The organism is Nonomuraea sp. GTA35 (genome assembly GCF_041950525.1).
In the GTDB taxonomy this organism is placed as follows: domain Bacteria; phylum Actinomycetota; class Actinomycetes; order Streptosporangiales; family Streptosporangiaceae; genus Nonomuraea.
Genome location: NZ_JBGNUV010000009.1, coordinates 36,021 through 54,858, shown reverse-complemented (window position 1 = coordinate 54,858; position 18,838 = coordinate 36,021). Strand labels below are relative to the sequence as shown.

21 protein-coding genes are annotated in these 18,838 nt (G+C 70.8%); 8 read left to right on the top strand and 13 right to left on the bottom strand.

Annotated features, from left to right (window positions below):
* The first annotated feature begins 53 nt into the window (after positions 1-53).
* Positions 54-866 carry a hypothetical protein gene (locus tag ACBJ32_RS34570; RefSeq protein ID WP_375130329.1) on the top strand — a complete coding sequence of 271 codons (813 nt, stop codon included), beginning with the start codon at positions 54-56 and terminating at the stop codon, positions 864-866.
* Between the two features lie 55 nt (positions 867-921).
* On the opposite strand, the gene lpdA is transcribed toward ACBJ32_RS34570, so the two are convergent.
* A complete protein-coding gene (lpdA, locus tag ACBJ32_RS34565; protein WP_357892813.1) occupies positions 922-2,301 on the bottom strand; it encodes a dihydrolipoyl dehydrogenase in 1,380 nt (459 codons plus the stop codon).
* A 39-nt stretch (positions 2,302-2,340) separates the two neighbouring features.
* The gene (locus ACBJ32_RS34560; RefSeq protein WP_375130328.1) at positions 2,341-2,715 is read right to left on the bottom strand and encodes a tautomerase family protein; all 375 of its coding nucleotides are present in this window, start codon (positions 2,713-2,715) and stop codon (positions 2,341-2,343) included.
* A gap of 19 nt (positions 2,716-2,734) precedes the next feature.
* On the opposite strand from ACBJ32_RS34560, the gene ACBJ32_RS34555 reads away from it, so the two are divergent.
* From ACBJ32_RS34555 to ACBJ32_RS34545, 3 genes are read left to right on the top strand one after another with little or no spacing between them, the layout of a single operon-like run.
* Positions 2,735-3,385, top strand: coding sequence for a response regulator transcription factor (locus ACBJ32_RS34555; RefSeq protein WP_357892809.1), 651 nt, complete (start codon positions 2,735-2,737; stop codon positions 3,383-3,385).
* Positions 3,386-3,391: 6 nt separating this feature from the next.
* Positions 3,392-4,444 (top strand): quinone-dependent dihydroorotate dehydrogenase, encoded by a 1,053-nt coding sequence (locus ACBJ32_RS34550; RefSeq protein ID WP_375130327.1) that lies wholly within the window; start codon positions 3,392-3,394, stop codon positions 4,442-4,444.
* A gap of 19 nt (positions 4,445-4,463) precedes the next feature.
* Complete coding sequence (locus ACBJ32_RS34545; protein ID WP_375130326.1) at positions 4,464-5,018, top strand: GNAT family N-acetyltransferase; 555 nt, start codon at positions 4,464-4,466, stop codon at positions 5,016-5,018.
* Here the strand turns inward: ACBJ32_RS34545 and ACBJ32_RS34540 are convergent.
* From ACBJ32_RS34540 to ACBJ32_RS34525, 4 genes are all read right to left on the bottom strand, one after another.
* On the bottom strand, positions 5,015-6,607 hold the full coding sequence (locus tag ACBJ32_RS34540; protein WP_375130325.1) for a beta-N-acetylhexosaminidase: 1,593 nt from the start codon (positions 6,605-6,607) through the stop codon (positions 5,015-5,017). The two genes, ACBJ32_RS34545 and ACBJ32_RS34540, sit on opposite strands and share 4 nt — an antisense overlap.
* A complete protein-coding gene (locus ACBJ32_RS34535) occupies positions 6,604-7,434 on the bottom strand; it encodes an N-acetylmuramoyl-L-alanine amidase (protein ID WP_375130324.1) in 831 nt (276 codons plus the stop codon). The genes ACBJ32_RS34540 and ACBJ32_RS34535 overlap by 4 nt, the downstream gene beginning before the upstream one ends.
* A 114-nt stretch (positions 7,435-7,548) precedes the next feature.
* A complete protein-coding gene (locus tag ACBJ32_RS34530; protein ID WP_253755782.1) occupies positions 7,549-7,797 on the bottom strand; it encodes a hypothetical protein in 249 nt (82 codons plus the stop codon).
* 120 nt (positions 7,798-7,917) lie between these two features.
* Entirely contained in the window at positions 7,918-8,967 is a 1,050-nt protein-coding gene (locus tag ACBJ32_RS34525; protein ID WP_375130323.1) for a LacI family DNA-binding transcriptional regulator, read from the bottom strand.
* A gap of 167 nt (positions 8,968-9,134) precedes the next feature.
* On the opposite strand from ACBJ32_RS34525, the gene ACBJ32_RS34520 reads away from it, so the two are divergent.
* Complete coding sequence (locus ACBJ32_RS34520) at positions 9,135-9,785, top strand: TetR/AcrR family transcriptional regulator (RefSeq protein WP_357892799.1); 651 nt, start codon at positions 9,135-9,137, stop codon at positions 9,783-9,785.
* A gap of 142 nt (positions 9,786-9,927) precedes the next feature.
* Here the strand turns inward: ACBJ32_RS34520 and bldC are convergent, their stop codons facing one another.
* Both bldC and ACBJ32_RS34510 read right to left on the bottom strand, forming a co-directional pair.
* Positions 9,928-10,131, bottom strand: coding sequence for a developmental transcriptional regulator BldC (gene bldC, locus ACBJ32_RS34515; protein WP_013133571.1), 204 nt, complete (start codon positions 10,129-10,131; stop codon positions 9,928-9,930).
* 322 nt (positions 10,132-10,453) lie between these two features.
* A complete protein-coding gene (locus ACBJ32_RS34510; RefSeq protein WP_253755787.1) occupies positions 10,454-11,317 on the bottom strand; it encodes a hypothetical protein in 864 nt (287 codons plus the stop codon).
* Positions 11,318-11,424: 107 nt separating this feature from the next.
* On the opposite strand from ACBJ32_RS34510, the gene ACBJ32_RS34505 reads away from it, so the two are divergent.
* Positions 11,425-12,504 carry a Glu/Leu/Phe/Val dehydrogenase gene (locus tag ACBJ32_RS34505; protein ID WP_375130322.1) on the top strand — a complete coding sequence of 360 codons (1,080 nt, stop codon included), beginning with the start codon at positions 11,425-11,427 and terminating at the stop codon, positions 12,502-12,504.
* A 151-nt stretch (positions 12,505-12,655) separates the two neighbouring features.
* The gene (locus ACBJ32_RS34500) at positions 12,656-12,886 is read left to right on the top strand and encodes a DUF3073 domain-containing protein (protein ID WP_357892794.1); all 231 of its coding nucleotides are present in this window, start codon (positions 12,656-12,658) and stop codon (positions 12,884-12,886) included.
* A 271-nt stretch (positions 12,887-13,157) separates the two neighbouring features.
* Here ACBJ32_RS34500 and purM read toward each other — a convergent pair whose 3' ends face one another.
* From purM to ACBJ32_RS34480, 4 genes are all read right to left on the bottom strand, one after another.
* Positions 13,158-14,183: a phosphoribosylformylglycinamidine cyclo-ligase gene (purM, locus tag ACBJ32_RS34495; RefSeq protein WP_375130321.1), complete on the bottom strand. Its 1,026-nt coding sequence runs from the start codon at positions 14,181-14,183 to the stop codon at positions 13,158-13,160.
* Positions 14,184-14,250: 67 nt separating this feature from the next.
* On the bottom strand, positions 14,251-15,687 hold the full coding sequence (gene purF, locus ACBJ32_RS34490; RefSeq protein WP_375130320.1) for an amidophosphoribosyltransferase: 1,437 nt from the start codon (positions 15,685-15,687) through the stop codon (positions 14,251-14,253).
* A gap of 51 nt (positions 15,688-15,738) precedes the next feature.
* Positions 15,739-16,491 (bottom strand): SDR family NAD(P)-dependent oxidoreductase, encoded by a 753-nt coding sequence (locus ACBJ32_RS34485; RefSeq protein WP_375130319.1) that lies wholly within the window; start codon positions 16,489-16,491, stop codon positions 15,739-15,741.
* A gap of 71 nt (positions 16,492-16,562) precedes the next feature.
* Positions 16,563-16,979, bottom strand: coding sequence for a MarR family transcriptional regulator (locus tag ACBJ32_RS34480; RefSeq protein WP_357892786.1), 417 nt, complete (start codon positions 16,977-16,979; stop codon positions 16,563-16,565).
* A 141-nt stretch (positions 16,980-17,120) separates the two neighbouring features.
* On the opposite strand from ACBJ32_RS34480, the gene ACBJ32_RS34475 reads away from it, so the two are divergent.
* The gene (locus ACBJ32_RS34475; RefSeq protein ID WP_375130318.1) at positions 17,121-18,359 is read left to right on the top strand and encodes a hypothetical protein; all 1,239 of its coding nucleotides are present in this window, start codon (positions 17,121-17,123) and stop codon (positions 18,357-18,359) included.
* Here the strand turns inward: ACBJ32_RS34475 and ACBJ32_RS34470 are convergent.
* Positions 18,356-18,793 (bottom strand): sterol carrier family protein, encoded by a 438-nt coding sequence (locus ACBJ32_RS34470; RefSeq protein WP_375130317.1) that lies wholly within the window; start codon positions 18,791-18,793, stop codon positions 18,356-18,358. The two genes, ACBJ32_RS34475 and ACBJ32_RS34470, sit on opposite strands and share 4 nt — an antisense overlap.
* Positions 18,794-18,838: the final 45 nt, after the last annotated feature.

The window sequence follows — 18,838 nt, the reverse complement described above, 5'->3', positions numbered from 1 at the left end:
CGGGGGCCGCGCGCGGTGTGCTCGGAGGCAGACGTGCCACGAGGAGGGTGCCGGTGGAGAACTGGATCGACCAGCCGATCACCGACCCGGCCGTTCCCCAGCGGGACGCGCGGCGTCTGACCGTCGCGCTGGCGCTCCTGCTCGGGCGGACCGATCCCGAGCCGCCGCGCTGGGTGCGGCGCATGTTCGGCTTCGGCGGCCTCTGCGCCGCCGTGTCGGGGGCCGTGCTCGGCCTGGCGGCGGTCGAGGCCGGGCGCGGGAGCACGGGCCTGATCGCCATGATGGCCTTCCTCACCGGGGTCCTGTTCGTCGGCGTCTCCCTGCCGAACCCGGCAGAGCGCCTGGCCCGCCAGTACGCCGGCCGCTACGTCGTCCCCGCCGAGCTGGACGAACCCGCCCTCGACCTGCTGGCCAGGGCCAGGAGAGCGGTCCTGGACGTGACCGGCTCCCGCGTGCACCGCCGGGGCCTGCTCGACGCCATCGCCAACGACGTCGTGCTGCCCGAGCGCCTGTGGGAGATCGCCCGCCTGGTCCGCATCCACGCCGACCTGCGCGCCGAGCAGGCCCTGGCGCTGACCGAGGTGATCACCCCCGAGCTGACCGCCGTGCTCGGGCCCCAGCAGGAGGCGCTGCGCCGCTCGGTCGCGGCGGTCACGGAGCGGGTGTGGGAGCTGGAGGCGTACGCCTCCCGCGTCCGCTCGGCCGACTCCGCGTTACGGGCGAGCGAGCTGCAGCAGAGCAACGGCACGTACCTGGACCTGCTGGCGCAGACGGGCGACACGGAGGGCATGCGCGCCCTGAACGCCCAGGCGGACGCCCTGACCGGCATCCTGCGCGAGGCCATCGCCGCCGGCCGGACCCTGTGATCGGTACGACCAGGCGTACGGCCACGGGGCCGTACCGATCAACGTCGAAACCCTTTCACATGTTGATCATGTGACCCGCGAGCCCGTGGACGGCCTCCTTGACGGCCTCCCCGAGCGTCGGGTGCGCGTGCACGTTGCGGGCCACCTCGTGCACCGTCAGGTCCCACTGCTGGGCCAGCGTCAGCTCGGGCAGCAGTTCGGTCACCTCGGGACCGATCAGGTGCGCGCCGAGCAGCTCGCCGTGCGTGTTGTCGCTGATGATCTTCACGAACCCGGCGGAGTCGCCGAGGCCGTGGGCCTTGCCGTTGGCCGTGAACGGGAACTTCGCCACCTTCACGTCGTAGCCCAGGTCACGGGCCTGCGCCTCGGTGTAGCCGAAGCTGGCGACCTGCGGCTGGCAGTACGTGGCCCGCGGGATCATCACGAAGTCGAGCTCCATGGTCTCCGCGCCCGCGATCGTCTCGGCGGCGATGATGCCCATGGACTCGGCGGCGTGCGCCAGCATGAGCTTGGCTGTGACGTCGCCGATGGCGTAGATGTGCGGCACGTTCGTGCGCCCGCGCCCGTCGACCGCGATCGCGCCCCGCTCGGTCAGCGCCACGCCGGTCTTCTCCAGCCCGTAGCCGTCCACGCGCGGCTGGAACCCGATGGCCTGCAGCACCTTGTCGGCCTCCAGCACCTGCGTCTGGTCGCCGCGCGTGACGGTGACCTTGACGGCGGAGCCGGTGTCCTCGATGGAGTCGACGCGGGTGGAGGTCAGCACCTCGATGCCGAGCCGCTTGTACCGCTTGGCCAGCTCGGCCGACACCTCCTCGTCCTCCAGCGGCACGACCCGGTCGAGGAACTCGACGATGGTCACCTTGACGCCGTAGTTGTGCAGCACGTACGCGAACTCCACGCCGATCGCGCCGGCGCCCGCGATGATGATGCTGCCCGGCAGCTCCTCGGTGAGGATCTGCTCCTCGTACGTCACCACGCGCTCCGACAGCTGCGTGCCGGGGATCAGCCTGGTGGTCGCGCCGGCCGCGATGATGCAGTGGGAGAACGTGATCGTCTCGCCGTTCACCTGGAGCGTGTTGGCGTCGAGGAACGTGCCGCGCCCGTCGTACTCCGTGATGGCGTTCTTCTTCATCAGGTAATGAACGCCCTTGACCCGCCCGTCGGCCACCTTGCGGCTGCGCTGGAAGGCCGCGCCGTAGTCGAAGGTGACCTCGCCGCTGATGCCGAAGGTCTTGGCCTCGTTGTGGAAGATGTGGGCCAGCTCCGCGTTGCGCAGCAGCGCCTTGGACGGGATGCAGCCCACGTTCAGGCAGACGCCACCCCAGTACTTCTCCTCGACGACCGCGGTGCGCAGTCCGAGCTGGGCGGCGCGGACCGCGGCCGTGTAACCTCCAGGACCCGCGCCGAGAACGACGACGTCATAGTGAGTGCTCATGAGTCGGACCATACCGCTCGCCTGACTCTGCCCCTGACCTCAGACCTCCACCTTGTACGACAGAGTGAGCTCATCTGCGGGAACACCGCGGATTCCCCAGTTCGTCCTGGGCATCTCGATGATCGTGATCTCCACGTCTTCGGGGTCGAATCCCGACTTCTCGTAGATCTCCCGGATCAGTGCCCGCTTGGCGTCGTCGGTACGGCCCGTGAAGCACACCACCTCGATGATGAGATAACGCTCACTCCGCTGCGGGCAGATGAAGTCGTCCGCGTCGAGCAGCAGGAACCGGTGGAACCGCTTCTCCTCGGGCAATCCCCACGCGCTCACGAGGCACGACTGGAGGAGGTCGGAGACCTCCCGCTGCCGCCCCGCCCACGCGTCCCTGCGCCCGTAGACCTTCACCTGTGCCATGCAGGCCACTATAGAGGGCGTGATCCGCATACTCCTGGCCGACGACGAGGCCATGATCAGGGCAGGGGTCCGGGCGATCCTGCAGTCCGATCCCGAGCTGGAGGTCGTGGCCGAGGCCGGCGACGGCAGGCAGGCAGTCGACCTGGCCATCAGCCACCACCCCGACGTCGCGCTCCTCGACATCCGCATGCCACGGCTCGACGGGCTCGCCGCCGCGGCGGAGATGCGCAGGGCCGCGCCCGGCACGGCCGTGGTGATGCTGACCACGTTCGGCGAGGACGACTACATCGCCAAGGCCCTCGACGTCGGAGCCAGCGGCTTCCTGCTCAAGTCCGGCGACCCGCGCGAGCTCATCGCCGGGATCCACGCCGTCGCCGGCGGGGCCGCCTACCTGTCTCCCAAGGTCGCCCAGCGCGTCATCGCGCAGCTCGCCGGCGGCAGGATGGCCAGGGGCGCGCTGGCCCGCGACCGCATCGGGGCGCTCACCGACCGCGAGCGCGAGGTGCTCGCCCTGCTGGGGGCGGGCCTGTCCAACGCCGAGATCGCCCGCGAGCTGCACATCGTGGAGGGCACGGTGAAGGCGTACGTGAGCGCCATCCTCACCCGGCTCGACGTGCGCAACCGCGTACAGGCCGCGATCATCGCCCACGAGGCCGGCTTGGTAGCCTGACCCGTGATGTATCGCCTCGTGTTCTCGCAGGTCTTGCGGCGTCTCGACGCCGAGGCCGTGCACCGTTTCACCGTGAGCGCCCTCGCGCTCCTCGCCCGGCTGCCGCTGGTCAAGCGGCTGCTGCACCGGGTGCTCGCGCCGCACGACCCGGCCCTGCGCGTGACCGCCTTCGGCGTGCACTTCCCCGGGCCGCTCGGGCTGGCCGCCGGCTTCGACAAGGACGCCGCCTGCGCCGAGGCCGTCGCCGCGCTCGGCTTCGGCCACGTCGAGGTCGGCACCATCACCGCCCACGGCCAGCCCGGCAACCCGCGCCCCCGCCTGTTCCGGCTGGTGCGGCAGCACGCGGTGATCAACCGGATGGGCTTCAACAACGCCGGCGCCGTGGCCGCCGCCCGGAGGCTGCGCCGCACGCGCGGCGTGCCGGTCGTGATCGGGGTGAACATCGGCAAGACCAAGGTCGTCCCGGAGGCCGAGGCCACGGCCGACTACGTGGCCAGCGCCAGGCAGCTCGCCCCGCTGGCCGACTACCTGGTGGTCAACGTCAGCTCGCCCAACACGCCGGGGCTGCGCAACCTCCAGGCCGTCTCGCTCCTGCGGCCCCTGCTCACCGCCGTCAAGCAGGTGGCCGACGCCACGCCGCGCCGTACGCCGCTGCTCGTCAAGATCGCCCCCGACCTGGCGGACGAGGACGTCGACGCGGTCGCCGAGCTGGCCCTGGAGCTGGGGCTCGACGGCATCATCGCGACCAACACCACGATCAGGCACGGCGGCGAGACCGGCGGCCTGTCGGGCCGCCCGCTCAAGGCCCGCTCCCTGGAGGTGCTGCGCCGCCTGCGCGCCAAGGTCGGCGACCGCATCACCCTGGTGTCGGCGGGCGGCGTGGAGGACGTGGACGACGTCTGGGAGCGCATCCTGGCCGGCGCCACCCTGGTCCAGGGCTACACGGGCTGGATCTACGGCGGCCCCCTGTGGGCCGCGCACATCCACCGGCAGCTCCTGCGCCGCGTACGCCGCCACGGCCTCAAGTCGGTCACGGAGGCCATCGGCCGCACCGCATGAAGCCCCTATCGTAGGGACGGTGATCGAACCAGTTTCCCTCGCCGACGACGTCGTGCTCCGCCTCGCGACCGAGCGGGACGCCGAGGCTCTGAAGTCCGCCTACGTCCGCAACCGCGACCATCTGGCGCCCTGGGAGCCGCGCAGGCCGGACGAGTTCTTCACCGTGGAGGGCCAGGCCACGCGCCTGAAGGCCCTGCTGGAGCAGCAGGCCAGAGGCCAGGCGGTGGCGTGGGTGCTGGCCGACGGCGATCGCGTCGTGGGCCGCATGACGCTGAACGACATCGTCCGCGGCCCGTTCCTCAACGCCCACCTCGGCTACTGGATCGACTCCGAGTACCTGGGCCGCGGGCTGACCACGAAGGCCGTGCGCGAGGTGTGCCGGATGGCCGACCAGGAGGTCGGCCTGCACAGGGTCGCGGCGGCCACGCTGCTGCACAACGAGGCGTCGCAGAGCGTGCTGCGCAAGTGCGGGTTCGAGCTGGTCGGCACCGCCCCGCGCTACCTGGAGATCGACGGCCGGTGGCAGGACCACCGGCTGTTCCAGCTCATACTCAACGACCGCCCGGCCTTCTAGATGCTCGGCCGCGTCGACTCCGCGTGGTGGGTCATGGCGTCGATGCGGGCCATCACCTCGGTGACGCGTACGCCGCTGGGCCGGTGCGGGCGGCGCCGCTGCCACGGGTGCGGCCCGTCCAGCGGGCGGTACTCGACCCCGAGCGCGTCCAGCCGCCCCAGGTGCTCGGCCAGGCGCCCGTCGAAGTCCGCCGAGGCCTCGCCCGACCAGGCCACCTCCGCCAGCGCGCAGGCGCGCGGCCACAGCCGGTAGTCCACCGTGCGGGCATCGGGCACCCGCTCGGTCCACAGCTGTGCCTGCACCCCCAGGACGCGGTCCCGCTCCTGCTGCGACCACGCGGCGGGCGCCGGCGAGAACGCCGCCACGTCCGCCACCGTGATCGCGTCGCCGATGGCCATCGGCTCGTCGGGGGAGGAGGCCTCGGCGTAGTCGAAGTACAGCGGGAACACCGGCGTCGCCACCACGTCGTGCCCGGCGGCGGCCGCCCGGCGGCCCACGTTCATGCCGCGCCACGGCATGACGATCGTGTCCTGCCGCAGGCCGCCGCTGACGAACGCCTCGTCCCACACCACGGCTCGCGCGCCCCGCTCGGCCAGCGCGTCGGCCAGCCGCCGCAGGAACCACGCCTGCAGGTCGTTGGCGGTCCCCAGCCCCAGCGACTCGCGGTAGGCGACGATCTCCGCCGACTGCGTCCAGTGGTCGAGCACGACCTCGTCGCCGCCGATGTGCACGTACGGGGTCTCGCCCAGCGCCCCCAGCAGCTCGTCGAAGATCGTGGTCAGGAACTCCACGGTCGGCGGCAGCGGCGACAGGATCGCGGGGGAGATGCCCCAGCGGTCGAGCACGTCGTACCGCTCCCCGGTGGCCCCGAACTCCGGGTAGGCCGCCAGGATCGCCGACGCGTGCCCGGGCACGTCGATCTCGGGCACGATCGTGACGCAGCGCGAGCGGGCGTAGGCGGCCATCTCGGCCAGGTCGTCGAGCGTGTAGTAGCCGCCGTGCGGCAGGCCGTCGTAGGTCTCCGGCTCCCGGTAGTAGTTGGTCGCCGTGCGCGGCCGGTGCGAGGCGACCTCGTGCAGCAGCGGGTAGGCCCGGCTCTCCACCCGCCAGCCCTGGTCGTCCACCAGGTGCAGGTGCAGCCGGTTCAGCTTGTGCGCCGCCATCAGGTCGATCAGGCGCAGGACCTCCCGCTTGGGGAAGAAGTGCCGCGCCACGTCGAGGTGCAGCCCCCGCCAGGCGAAATGCGGCGCGTCCTCGATCCGCACGCCCGGGACGGGCCACGAGCCGCCGCCGGAGAACCGGTAGGAGGCGTCGGGCAGCAGCTGGTGCAGCGACTGCGCCGCGTAGAACGCGCCCGCCCGGCCGCCCGCCGCGATCTCCACGCCCCGGGAGCCGACCGTCAGCCGGTAGGCCTCCTCGCCCAGCTCCGGATCCCGCCGCACGTCGATCTCACCGGAGTCGCCGGGCAGCGGGTCGAGCCGGGCCAGCGCCGTGCGTACGGCGTCCACCAGGTCGCCGGACACCGTGGCGCCCGAGGTCAGCGTATAGGAGGCGGAAAGATCACGAAGCAGCCGAGGACGAGGAATCATGCTTCCAGATAGTGCTGCAACCCGTTCGCGAGCGCCAGGGCGATCTTCTGCCGGAACTTCGGATCCTCGAACTTCGCCGCCTCGCCCGGATTGCGCATGTTGCCGCTCTCGAACAGGACCTTCGGCACCGTGGAGAGGTTGAGCCCGCCGATGTCGTTGCGGTAGTCGAGCGCGTTCTTGCCGATGTAGTTGGAGTAGGGGATGCCCGTGCCCTTCCTGTACGCGTCGCGCACGGCGATCCCCAGCTTGCTGGAGGCGCCCACGACCTTGTCCACCGGCCCGTTGATCTTCTCGGGCATGATGACGTGGAAGCCACGGTGACGCTTGTCGTCGGAGCCGTCGGCGTGCACGGAGATCGCGGCGTCCGCCCTGGCCCTGTTGCCGATGGCGGCCCGCTCGGTGATGCAGGGCCCGACGCCGTTGTTGCTGGTCCTGGTCAGCTTCACGGTGGCGCCGCGGCGTTCGAGGATCTTCGTCATCCGCTGCGAGACGTCCCAGGTGAAGGCCGCCTCGCTGTAACCGCTGTTCGTGGCGGTGCCGGTGGTGTCGCATTCCTTCCACTTGGTCAGCACGTTGACCTTGCGGTTGATCTCGGCGGGATGGCGGTAGTTGGCGCCGTTGTGGCCGGGGTCGATGACGATGACCTTGCCTTCGAGCGGCTTGGCGTCCGGCGGCGCCTGCTTCGCGGGAGCGGAGGAGGGAGAGGACTGCGCCGCCGTGGTCGCGGGGGCGGCCTGACCTGCCGCGGCGCCACCGGATCCGGTGCCGCCACACGCGGAGGCGATCAGGCCGCAAACGGCGAGGACGGTGGCTGGTAGAGCACGCATGCCGTCCAACTTACGGCAGAGCGGGAGCTGCAGCCCGCCTTATGCCAAGCGTGGCGAGTCCCTACGAAGTCACCAGAGGCGCTGTCACCAGAGGCGCTGTCACCAGAAGCGCTGTCACCAGACGCGCTCGCCGACCTCCTGCCGTTCGAGCAGGGCGGCCAGCTCCCGCGCGTCCTCGGCGTCGAGCCCGAGGACGACGCGGGGGCGGCCCCACGGATGGTCCAGTGAGTGGGCGACGTAGCTGGCGACGGACTCCGCGCCGCCGTCGGCGCCCCGCCCCCTGCCCGCCCGCCACTGTCCCCAGGCGCGCTCGAGCTCGGCCGCCGCGCGCTGGGCACAGGACACCAGTTCCGGATCACGCATGACTGTTCCCCCGGATCAGACCGTGGCCGGACCGAATCCGGCCACACTTAGCATGACCCTGACGAGTAAACCGCCGTGTGGCCGCGCCGCCACACGGCTTGACCCAGCCTTGGGTCATCCTTAGGCAGGTCCCGTGCTCCGTCGCACGATCAGCTCGGGGCGGACCTCGCGCAGGCGCGCGACCTTGGCGGGATCCCCGATCCGGTCGCTCAGCAGCGCCGCCGCCGACCTGCCCATGCTGCGGCGGGCCTGGTCGATCGAGGTCAGCGAGATGTGGTGGGAGGCCGACAGGTGCGTGTTGTCGTAGCCGACCACCGAGAGGTCCTGGGGCACGCGCAGGCCCAGCTCGCTCGCGGCGGAGAGCACGCCGAGCGCGACCACGTCGTTGGCGGCGAAGATCGCCGTGGGCCTGGGGTCGCGGGTCAGCAGCGCCGTCGCCGCCTGCCTGCCGCCCTCTTCGGTCGAGTCGGCGGCCTCGACCATGATGTACGGCGCCAGCGAGTGCCTGCGCATCGCCACGAGGTAGCCCTCGCAGCGCGACGATCGCCGGCCCTCGATGTGCGCGATTCTCTTGTGGCCGAGCTCGACCAGATGGTCGATGGCCAGGCGGGCGCCGAGCTGATCGTCGTCGACCACGATGTCGACGCCGTCGAGCTCGATGTCACGTTCCCCCACGACGACCGTGGGCGTGTACGCGGTGGCCTCGATCAGCGTCTCGCTGGTCGGCGGGATGCCGAGCAGGACCAGCCCGTCGACCCGCAGCTCGAGGAAGGCCTCCACGGCCTCGTCCTCGAACGCCGGGTCCCACTGGCTGTTCCCGATCAGCATGCGCAGCCCGTCGCCGTGCAGGCTCTCCTGCAGGCCGTCGAGGAACTCCGCGTAGAACGGGTTGTGCAGGTCGGCGACGAGCGCGCCCACCAGATGGGTGCGGCCTTCGACCAGGCTCCGCGCCACCGCGTTCGGCCGGTAGCCGAGCTCGCGGGCGGCCTGCAGCACGGCCTGGCGCCGGTGCTCGCTCACGTGCGGGGATCCGCGCAGCACGAGTGAGACCAGCGATTTCGACACGCCGGCTCGTTCGGCGACGTTACGGATGGTAGGTCTGGGCCGAGGCAGTGCGTCTACCTCTCTTAGCTCAGGGATGGTTGAAGTGTTGACGGGCGGTCCTGACATGTGTCTCCCCCGCGATGCGGATATGGGCACCTGTCTGACCAAACGATCGAGTTAGCCGCAGGGTACGGCCTTCGTTACGGATTGGCTCAACCTCAGTGGCGAAAGCCGGATATTGACCGAAAGCTTCCACGTCAGCTATTGGGTACGGCGTCGGATACCGTACAGATGTGACACCCGGGAAGTCAGCCGAGACGGCACGGCCGGCGCGGCGCAGGCTCAGCGTGGACCGGCGTCGGGAAGAGCTCATGGCGGCGGCGCTGGAGTTGTTCAGCACCCGCGACGCGGAGGACGTCTCGATCGACGACGTGGCATCGGCGGCGGGGGCTTCGCGGGCCCTGGTCTACCACTACTTCGGCGGCAAGCAGGAGCTCTACGTGGCCGCGCTGAGGAGCGCGGCGGAGCAGCTGGAGTCCCGGCTGCGGCCCCAGGGGGGCGGCAGGCCGCTCGACGAGCTGGCCTCCGGCCTGGAACGGTACTTCGACTTCGTCGAGGAGCACGCTGCGGGCTTCGCCGCGCTGCTGCGGGGCGGCCCCGCGAACAGGACCGGCGAGGTCGGCGAGATCGTCGACGGGGTGCGCAGGCGGCTCTTCCGCCTGATCCAGAAGCAGATGGGCGTCGAGGAGCCGAGCCCGGTGCTGCGCACGACGCTGCGGTCGTGGATCGCCTCCGTCGAGACGGCCGGCCTCGACTGGCTGGAGCATCGCGACCTCGAACGGCCGATGCTGGAGAAAATGCTGGTGGAGCACATGGTCGCGCTGCTCGGGGTCGCCGCCGTCCATGACGGCGACGTCGCCAGGCTGCTGGAGCGGCTGGCGTAAGGAGAAGCGAGGGCAGGGCGGCCGGGAAGAGTGGCGCCGGCGCGGGCGGCGCCAACCTCCCATCGTCACAGCGGTGGACCGGGCCAAGTGGTGACCTGGTCCACCCCCTTCAAACCCCCCTGAGGTCGTTACCGACCTCCCGCTACTCGGAGCGCTGCTGCGGAATCCCCGCGAGCAGCGCGCGAACCTCGGTCTCCCGGTAACGCCGATGACCGCCGAGGGTACGAATCGACGTCAACTTGCCCGCCTTGGCCCACCGCGTAACGGTCTTGGGGTCGACCCTGAACATGGTCGCGACCTCAGCGGGCGTGAGCAGTGGCTCGGCCTCGGGTGTACGAGCTGACATTTGTGCGGCCTCTCCTCCGTGTGGACCGGCGTAGCGATCCTGTGACTGCCTTTGCGCGTGTCACGGATGTCCCCCTATGGCGCAGAGCGTGCGGCTTTTCTGAGCCATATGCGGCATCACCCGATGTGACCATACCGCCACGCAGAGCGATTGGCGAGCCCTTCTTTGACCCAACTGCCCGCCCCCGTGGCCATGTCACGCTCGGTGATTCTAGCGACACGGTTCGTGGTATCGCAGTGAAAACGGCAAACTACTCAGTTCGCAGAAGAGAGCAGCCGCGAGACGTGACCTACTCATGCAGGTCAGACGGCCGTATTGGGGCTCAGTTGGCAGATTCCAGCAGTTGCATTGACTTCCACCGCAGGATGACCCTCTGGTACATGGCGTAGGCAAGTTCTTCTTGACCCGTGTCCAGGCCCGTCAGTGCCGCGGAAAGCTCCGCGACGGACTGGTCCGCCTGCAGCGCGTCGTCGTCCATGAGGTGGACGAGCCCGCCGTAGTCGAGCTCCACCAGCGAATGGGGGTGGAACTCCTCCAGCCACCGCGCGACGTCCTCCACGTCGAAGTTGGCCGCGACGTCGCCCAGGTGCCTGCGCAGCACGCTGAGCGCCCGTGCCGTGCGCCTCCTGGCCTGGGCCATGGAGGTGACGTAGATCAGGTTACGCCCGGTAGTGGTGGTCACGTCCTGTCCCGGGTTGGCGGAGCCGAGCACCAGCCAGCGCTCGTTCCCATCAAACGGCACGAACCACGATGGCGGCACGTGCCACGCCGTGGTGCGGATGTGCGTGCGCAACGCGTCGGAGCCGGCCTGCCGCTTGTAGCGGTCGAAGTCGTCGGCCGTCTGCTCGGCGATCGCCTTGGGCACGAGATGGTCCATCAGTTTCACGGGAGTGGTGCCACGAAGCCGTGAGAACGCCAGCCACGAGCGCAAACGGGTTTGCCAGGGACAGACATAGAGCCGGTCCTCAACGCGCCGGAGATAGGCGTTGGGGCTCTCCTGGGCGGGAACGGGTTGAGGGGGCATGCCGAGCAGGCGCATGACGGACTCGCCGTGCTCCGCATTGAGCGCGTTCGCGCGTCGCGGGCGGTCACGTGAGTCGGCATAGTCGGCCCACACCTTGCGCTCGGACTCGGCGAACGCGGTCAGTGGCTCATAGACACGGAGGTAGGCGGCATAGGGCAGCACGGAGGCATCGTGTCACGAAGCGAACCTGCGTGCACCGTCGAGGCTTACTACTCTGTGAAGCGATCTCCGCCGCGACGGTGCGGCGGACCGGACAGGGAGTCACTACCGTGACCGACGTCTTCGGAGCGTCTCACAAAGACGTTCACGAGCAGGTCGTCTTCTGCGCCGACGAGCAGAGCGGCCTGCGTGCCATCATCGCCATCCACAACACGGCGCTGGGCCCGGCCCTGGGTGGCACGAGGTTCTATCCCTACGAGAGCGAGTCCGCGGCCCTGGCCGACGTACTCAACCTGGCCAAGGGCATGGCGTACAAGAACGCGCTGGCCGGCCTCGACCTGGGCGGGGGCAAGGCCGTGATCATCGGCGACCCGGCCCGCGACAAGAGCGAGGCGCTGCTTCGCGCGTACGGCAGGTTCGTCCAGTCGCTCGGCGGCCGCTACATCACCGCCTGCGACGTGGGCACCTACAGCGAGGACATGGACATCGTGGCCCGCGAGTCGCGCTTCGTGACCGGCCGCACGCCGGCCCACGGCGGGGCGGGCGACTCCTCGATCCTCACGGCGTTCGGCGTGTTCCAGGGCATGCGGGCCTCGGCCGAGCGGGTCTACGGCACGCCGTCCCTGCACGGCAGGCGGGTGGGCGTCGAGGGGGTCGGCAAGGTGGGCCACCGCCTGGTCGAGCTCCTGCGCGAGGACGGCGCCGAGGTCGTGGTCTGCGACGTCGACCCCAAGGCGGTCGAGCGGGTGCGGGTGCGTCACCCGGAGGTGGACGTGGTGGCCGACGCGCGCACGCTGATGACCGCCGACATCGACGTCTTCGCCCCGTGCGCGCTGGGCGGGGCGCTCGACGACGACACGGTGGCTACGCTGCGCGCGAAAATCGTCTGCGGCGCGGCCAACAACCAGCTCGCCCACCCCGGCGTGGAGAAGCAACTCGCCGAGCGCGGCATCCTGTACGCGCCCGACTACGTGGTCAATTCCGGCGGGGTGATCCAGGTCGCCGACGAGATCGAGGGCTTCGACATGGAACGGGCCAGGTCGAAGGCTGCCCAGATCTACGACACGACTCTGAAGATCTTCGGAATCGCGGCCGATGAGGGCGTTCCACCCGCGGTCGCAGCAGATAGGCTGGCCGAGCGCAGAATGTCGGAAGTCGGGCGTATTCGGGCCATTTGGCTAGGCCACTGACGCCCCGCGCCCATACGGCGTACCGAGCTGGGCACAAAACAGGTACGGTAATAGGCGAACGATAGGCTGACGCCCGTAGTCAGGCGGCGTCAGTGTGTGGTGCGTTAGCGACGAGGGGTCGGGGACGACCCCACACGAGGGGGTCGAGCCAATGGGGCGCGGCCGAGCAAAGGCCAAGCAGGTCAAGGTTGCTCGCCAGCTGAAGTACAACAGCGGTGGCACGGATCTTGACCGTCTTCGCGACGAACTCGGGGTCGGAGACCCCAGCCGCAATGACGACGCCGACGACCTCAACGATGAGCTGGCGGATCGCTATGCCGATTACGCCGATGACTATGGCGCCGGAGACGACGACGATGGCCGTACGTCCGGCCGTCGGTAGCCGTTCTCCTGAGTGATGTGGCCGAGGCCCGGCGGCGCAGGTGCCGGGATCCTCGCTCACGTTCGTCGGGCCCCACGGGCAACCGTGGGGCTTCGTCACGTGTGTCGGAAAAAGCAGCAACAGGACGCATCACGATCGCCTCTGTGATGCGTCCTGTTCCGCGTGTGCCGGGCCAGGCGTTTCCTGAGCCCTCCGCGGGCTCGGGCGTCCTCGGGTTGCCCGCGTGCGCCGGGCCGGCGCTCGTGCGCCCGGCCCGGCGTCCGCCGTCGCGTCAGCGGTAGCGGGCCTGCCCGCTACCCGGCACGACCTCGCCCATCACCCAGGCGTCCAGGCCGCGACCGGCCAGCAGGCGGATGGCCGCGTCCGCCGCGTCCGCGGGCAGCACGGCCGCCATGCCGACGCCGAGGTTGAACGTGCGGTCCATGGCGCGCTGCTCGATCTTCCCGTAGGACGCGAGCACGCCGAAGATCGCCGGCGGCGTCCACGACGAGCGGTCCAGCAGCGCGTCGAGCTGCGCCGGCAGCGAACGCGAGAGGTTGCTCTCGATCCCCCCGCCGGTGATGTGCGCGTAGGCGTGCACCTCGACCGTCCTGGCCAGCTCCAGGCAGTGCAGCGAGTAGATGCGGGTGGGCTCCAGCAGCTCCTCGCCCAGCGGCCGGCCCAGCTCGGGCAGCACGGTGTCGAGCGACAGGGAGTTCTCCCGCAGCACGTGGCGGACCAGCGAGTAGCCGTTGGAGTGCACCCCCGAGGAGGCGATCCCCAGCACCACGTCACCGGCCACCACCCGCTCGGGCCCGAGCATGGCGGACGCCTCCACCACGCCGGTGCCCGCCCCGGCCAGGTCGTACTCGTCGGGGCCCATCGCGCCGGGGTGCTCGGCCGTCTCGCCGCCCACCAGCGCGGCCCCGGCCAGGCGGCAACCCTCGGCCACGCCGCCGACGATCTCGGCGATGCGCTCCGGCACCACCTTCCCGCAGGCGACGTAGTCGGTCATGAACAGCGGCTCGGCCCCGCAGACCACCAGGTCGTCGAGGACCATGCCGACCAGGTCGATGCCGATCGTGTCGTGCTTGCCGTACTGCTGGGCGATCATGACCTTGGTGCCCACGCCGTCGGTGGAGGTCGCCAGCAGCGGGCGCCGGTACTTCAGCAGGGCCGAGGCGTCGAACAGGCCGGCGAAGCCGCTGGCGTCGTCGACGACCTCGGGCCGGCGCGAGCGCGCCACCTTGTCCTTCATCAGCTCGACGGCACGCTCGCCCGCCTCGATGTCCACACCGGCGGCCTCATACGTACTCACACGGCCTCCTTCGTCGGCAGTGCGAGCACCGTACTGCTGCGTCTGATGGTTCGTTCGCCGCGCTCTGTCACGCCTTGCTCTCCAACACGAACTTGCCCACGTTGTCCTGGTCGATCGGGATCGGGTACTCGCCCGTGAAGCACGCCCGGCAGAGCCGGTCGGCCGGGATGGTGGTGGCCTCGGTCAGGCCCTCCAGGGAGATGTAACCGAGCGTGTCGGCGCCGAGTGAGGCGCGGATCTCCTCGACCGACAGCGAGCCCGCGATCAGCTCCGCCCTCGTGGCGAAGTCGATGCCGTAGAAGCACGGCCACTTCACGGGCGGGGACGAGATGCGGACGTGCACCTCGCGCGCCCCCGCCTCGCGCAACATCTTGACGATGGCCCGCTGGGTGTTGCCGCGCACGATCGAGTCGTCCACGACCACCAGGCGCTTGCCCTCCACGACCTCGCGCAGCGGGTTGAGCTTGAGCCGGATGCCGAGCTGGCGGATGGTCTGCGAGGGCTGGATGAACGTGCGGCCCACGTAGGAGTTCTTCACCAGCCCCTGGCCGTACGGGATCCCGCTCTCCTGGGCGTAACCCACGGCGGCGGGCGTGCCCGACTCCGGCGTGGGGATGACCAGGTCGGCCTCCACCGGGTGCTCGCGGGCCAGCACGCGGCCGACCTCGACCCGGGTGACCTGGACGCCGCGCCCGGCGATGGTGGTGTCGGGGCGGGCGAGGTAGACGTACTCGAACAGGCAGCCCTTCGGCTCCGGCAGCGCGAAGCGGCGGGACCTGACGCCCTGCTCGTCGATGGTGAGCAGCTCGCCCGGCTCGACCTCGCGGACGAACGTGGCGCCCACGATGTCGAGCGCCGCCGTCTCCGAGGCCACCACCCAGCCGCGCTCCAGCCGGCCCAGGACCAGCGGGCGGATGCCCTGCGGGTCGCGGGCCGCATACAGCGTCTTCTCGTCCATGAAGACCAGCGTGTAGGCGCCCTTGACCTGCGGCAGCAGCTCGGCGGCCGCGTCCTCGACCGAGCGGCTGCGGTCCTGCGCGAGCAGCGTGGTCAGGACCTCGGTGTCGGTGGTCGCGCGGATGGAGCCGGGCGCCAGCCGCTGGGCCAGCTCCGGGGTGTTGATGAGGTTGCCGTTGTGGGCCAGCGCCAGGCCGCCCACCTCGGTGGAGCTCAGCGTGGGCTGCGCGTTCTCCCACACGCTGGACCCGGTCGTGGAGTAGCGGCAGTGGCCGATGGCCAGGTGGCCGCGCAGGGTGCTGAGCACCGACTCGTCGAAGACCTGGGCGACCAGCCCCATGTCCTTGTAGACGAGAATGCGGCTGCCTTCGCTGACCGCGATGCCCGCGGACTCCTGGCCGCGGTGCTGCAACGCGTACAGCCCGTAGTAGGTGAGTTTGGAAACTTCCTCGCCCGGAGCCCAGACGCCGAAGACACCGCAGGCGTCTTTAGGTGCGCGGTCGTGGGGGTCCAGGTCATGGCCGAGCCGGCCGTCGCCCTTCAGCACATGCCTCAGTTTAGGTTGGCCGCTTCCGTGCTCGCACACCCGGGTGCGAGATCAGATGGCGTGGGCTGACCTGCCCGCATTCGAACCGTCTCGGATGATCTCTCCCGTGAGGTTGTGGTTGGCCGCCGAGCCGAGGAAGACGATCAGCGCCGCCATGTCGTCGGCGGTGGAGAGCCTGCGGCTGGGCGTGCGGGCCGCGAGCCGGTCGAGGACGTCCTGCGGGAACGGGCGCACGCCGGTGACCGTGAGGCCCGCGACGGCCACGTTCACCAGGATGCCGTCCCTGCCCGCCTCCCAGGCCAGGGCCCTGGCCATGCCGTGCAGGGCCATCTTCGCGGTGCCGTACGGGCCGGGGCCCGGCACGCCCTCCTCGCCGATGCCGGACGAGACGAGCACGATCCGCCCCCACCGCCTGCGCCGCATCCCGGGCAGCACCTCCTGGACGAGCAGGGCGTTGCCGACCACGTTGGCGTGCATGGCGGCCGACCACTCGGCGGCGGGCACGTCCTCGAACGCCATGCTGCCCGGCTGGATGTTCCCCCAGCGGACGGCGTTCGCGACGAGCGCGTCCACGGTGTCGATCGCGCCGGCCCGCGCGACGGCGGGCGCGATGGTGGCGTGGTCCTCCAGGTCGAGGTGGACGGCCGCGCCCCGGACGCCGGCCTCCTCGATGCGCTTGACGACCTCGGCCGCCCGCTCCTCGCCCTGGTTGTAGGTGATCGTGACGTCCGCGCCCGTTCTGGCGTACGCGAGCGCGGTGGCGGCGCCGATGCCGGACGAGCCGCCGGTGATGAGTACGTGCATGGATAGCTCCTTGATTAGCCGACTAATTAGCCAGCTAAGTGCACGCGGCCCCGACGTACAAGGGCGTTTCGCTAGCAGTGAAAGTCGGGCGTGGCGCGCAGGAACCTGGCGAGCAACTCGCGCTCCTCGGCCGTGAAGCCGCGCTGGAGGTCCTCGTCCAGCTGCTTCCAGATGCCCTCCACCGGCTCGCGCAGGGCCTTCCCCGTGTCGGTGAGGTACACGCGGCCGATCCGGGGGCGGTCGGGGTCGGGGGCGCGGTAGACGATGCCCGCGCGCTCCAGGCGCTGGAGGGTCTTGGTGACGGTCGGCGGCTCGACGCCCAGCCTGGCGATCAGCTCGCCCTGCGTCAGGCCGTCCTCCCGCCACAGCTGGTTGAGCAGCAGCTCCTGGCCCACGTGCAGGCCGAGCGGGACCAGCGCGGCGGCGAGCTGGTTGCGGTGGGCCTTCATGAGCTTGATGAGCGCGTACGTCAGGGTCTCGTCCAGCATGCACTCATCTTGCCTCCCGCCTGCTGCTTTGGCGCATGGTGACCCAAGGATGAGCCGCCTCTTACCGTGTCGCATGGTTTAGCCGACGGCTTCCGCGAAAGGGTGAAGTATCCGGCATGCAGACCCTCGGGAGACGCAGACGTGACCACACCTGAGGACCCGAACGAGCCCCGCGAGGGGCAGCGCCCGCGCGAGGACCGCCCGCGGGAGGGCCAGCCAGAGAGCGCGCCTGCCCAGCACGAGCCCGAGTGGTGGAGCGAGGGCGCGCTGCCGGAGGACGAGCGGCCGCCCGAGCAGGCCCCGGCTCCAGGCGCCACGCCCGAGCGGGAGCCGGAGGGTGTGCCCGGGCAAGAGCCGGAAGAGGAGGAGCCGATCTCGCCGGTTCCGCCCGTGGTGCCCCGTCCCGACGTGCCGCCGACGCACGAGCCCAGGCCGGCCGGCGAGCCGTCCCATCCCGACCTGCCCACCGCGCCCGAGACTCCGGAGCCCGCGGGCGGCGATGCCGAGGCGACCCAGGTGTACCCGATCCCCGGCGCCACCCCGTCCTATCCGGGCTGGGGCGGAGCGCCGCAGGAGGAGCGGCCCGCCAGGCAGGAGCCCTCGCGCTACGAGCAGGACGACCAGCCGCAGCAGCCGCACTTCGCGCCACCCGAGGCAGGCGCCCCGTCAGGGGAGAGCGCCTCCCCCTGGCAGGGCACCCCGTCAGGGGAAGGCGCATCCCGCTGGGAGAGCACCCCGTCAGGGGAGGGGCCGGAGCCTTGGAAGAGCACGCCGCCCGGAGGGACCCCGGTGCCCGGAGGCGGGGCGCAGGCCCAGGGCGGTCAGGCGGGGACGCCGCCCGAGGGCGGCGCGCCGGACCAGGGTCACGCCGTCCCGCCCGCGCACGACCAGGACCCGACGGTGCCGGGCACGTCGCCCTCCAGCCCGTACGGCGGCCCGCCCGGCTACCCTCCGCCCCCGCCTCCGGGAGCCCCCTACGGCTCCCCGGCCGGCCAGTACGGCCAGCCCGGTCAGTACGGTCAGTACGGCCAGCCTGGCCAATACGGTCCGTACGGGCAGTACGAGCAGTCCAGGCCGGGCAGCGGCCTGGCCACGGCCTCGCTCGTCCTCGGCGTGGCCAGCCCCTTCCTGGTGTTCGTCTGCTTCACCGGCCTGATCACCGCGATCCTGTCGATCGTCTTCGGCTGGGTGGCGCTGGTGAAGCGCGCGGGCAAGGGCCGGGCCATCGCCGGCATCGTGATCAGCGTCCTGTCGCTGATCCTGTTCGCGATCGTGGCCCTCTGGTTCTGGAACGTGGTCCAGGAGTGCGCCCATCTGCCGGGCCAGCTCGCCGACCGGTGCTTCGAGGACAAGTTCCCCTGGATGAGCGGCACCCGCTAAAGCGGCAAATATCCGGACAAGTCGGCTCGGGAGCCGCTGGCCCTCACCGCGCCTTCTGTCATGGCCTCGTCCCAGGTCAGCCGCCCGAGCGCGAGCTCGATCCAGGTCCGCCCGTCCATCTCCACCACGTTCGGCGGCGTGCCCCGGGTGTGCCGGGGCCCCTCGATGGCCTGGACGGCGGCGTACGGCGGCACGCGCACCTCGACGGTCCGGCCGGGCGCCGCGCTCGCCAGCCTGTCGAGCAGGTGGCGCACCGCCATCCTGGCCGCGTCGCGCTCCGGCTGGAGCCCGCGGTCGTAGGCGGCCAGCACGGCGGCCACGAGCGCGTCGGGCAGCGCGGACGCGGGCCCGTCGTACGCGGGCTCGTCGAGCGCGACGAGCTGGCCGTCGAGGGCCGCTCTCAGCTTTTCCTGGTCCATCTTGCGTGGTGGCACCCTGCCATTGTCTCCCGGGAAGCGTTCATCGAGACGGAGGTCATC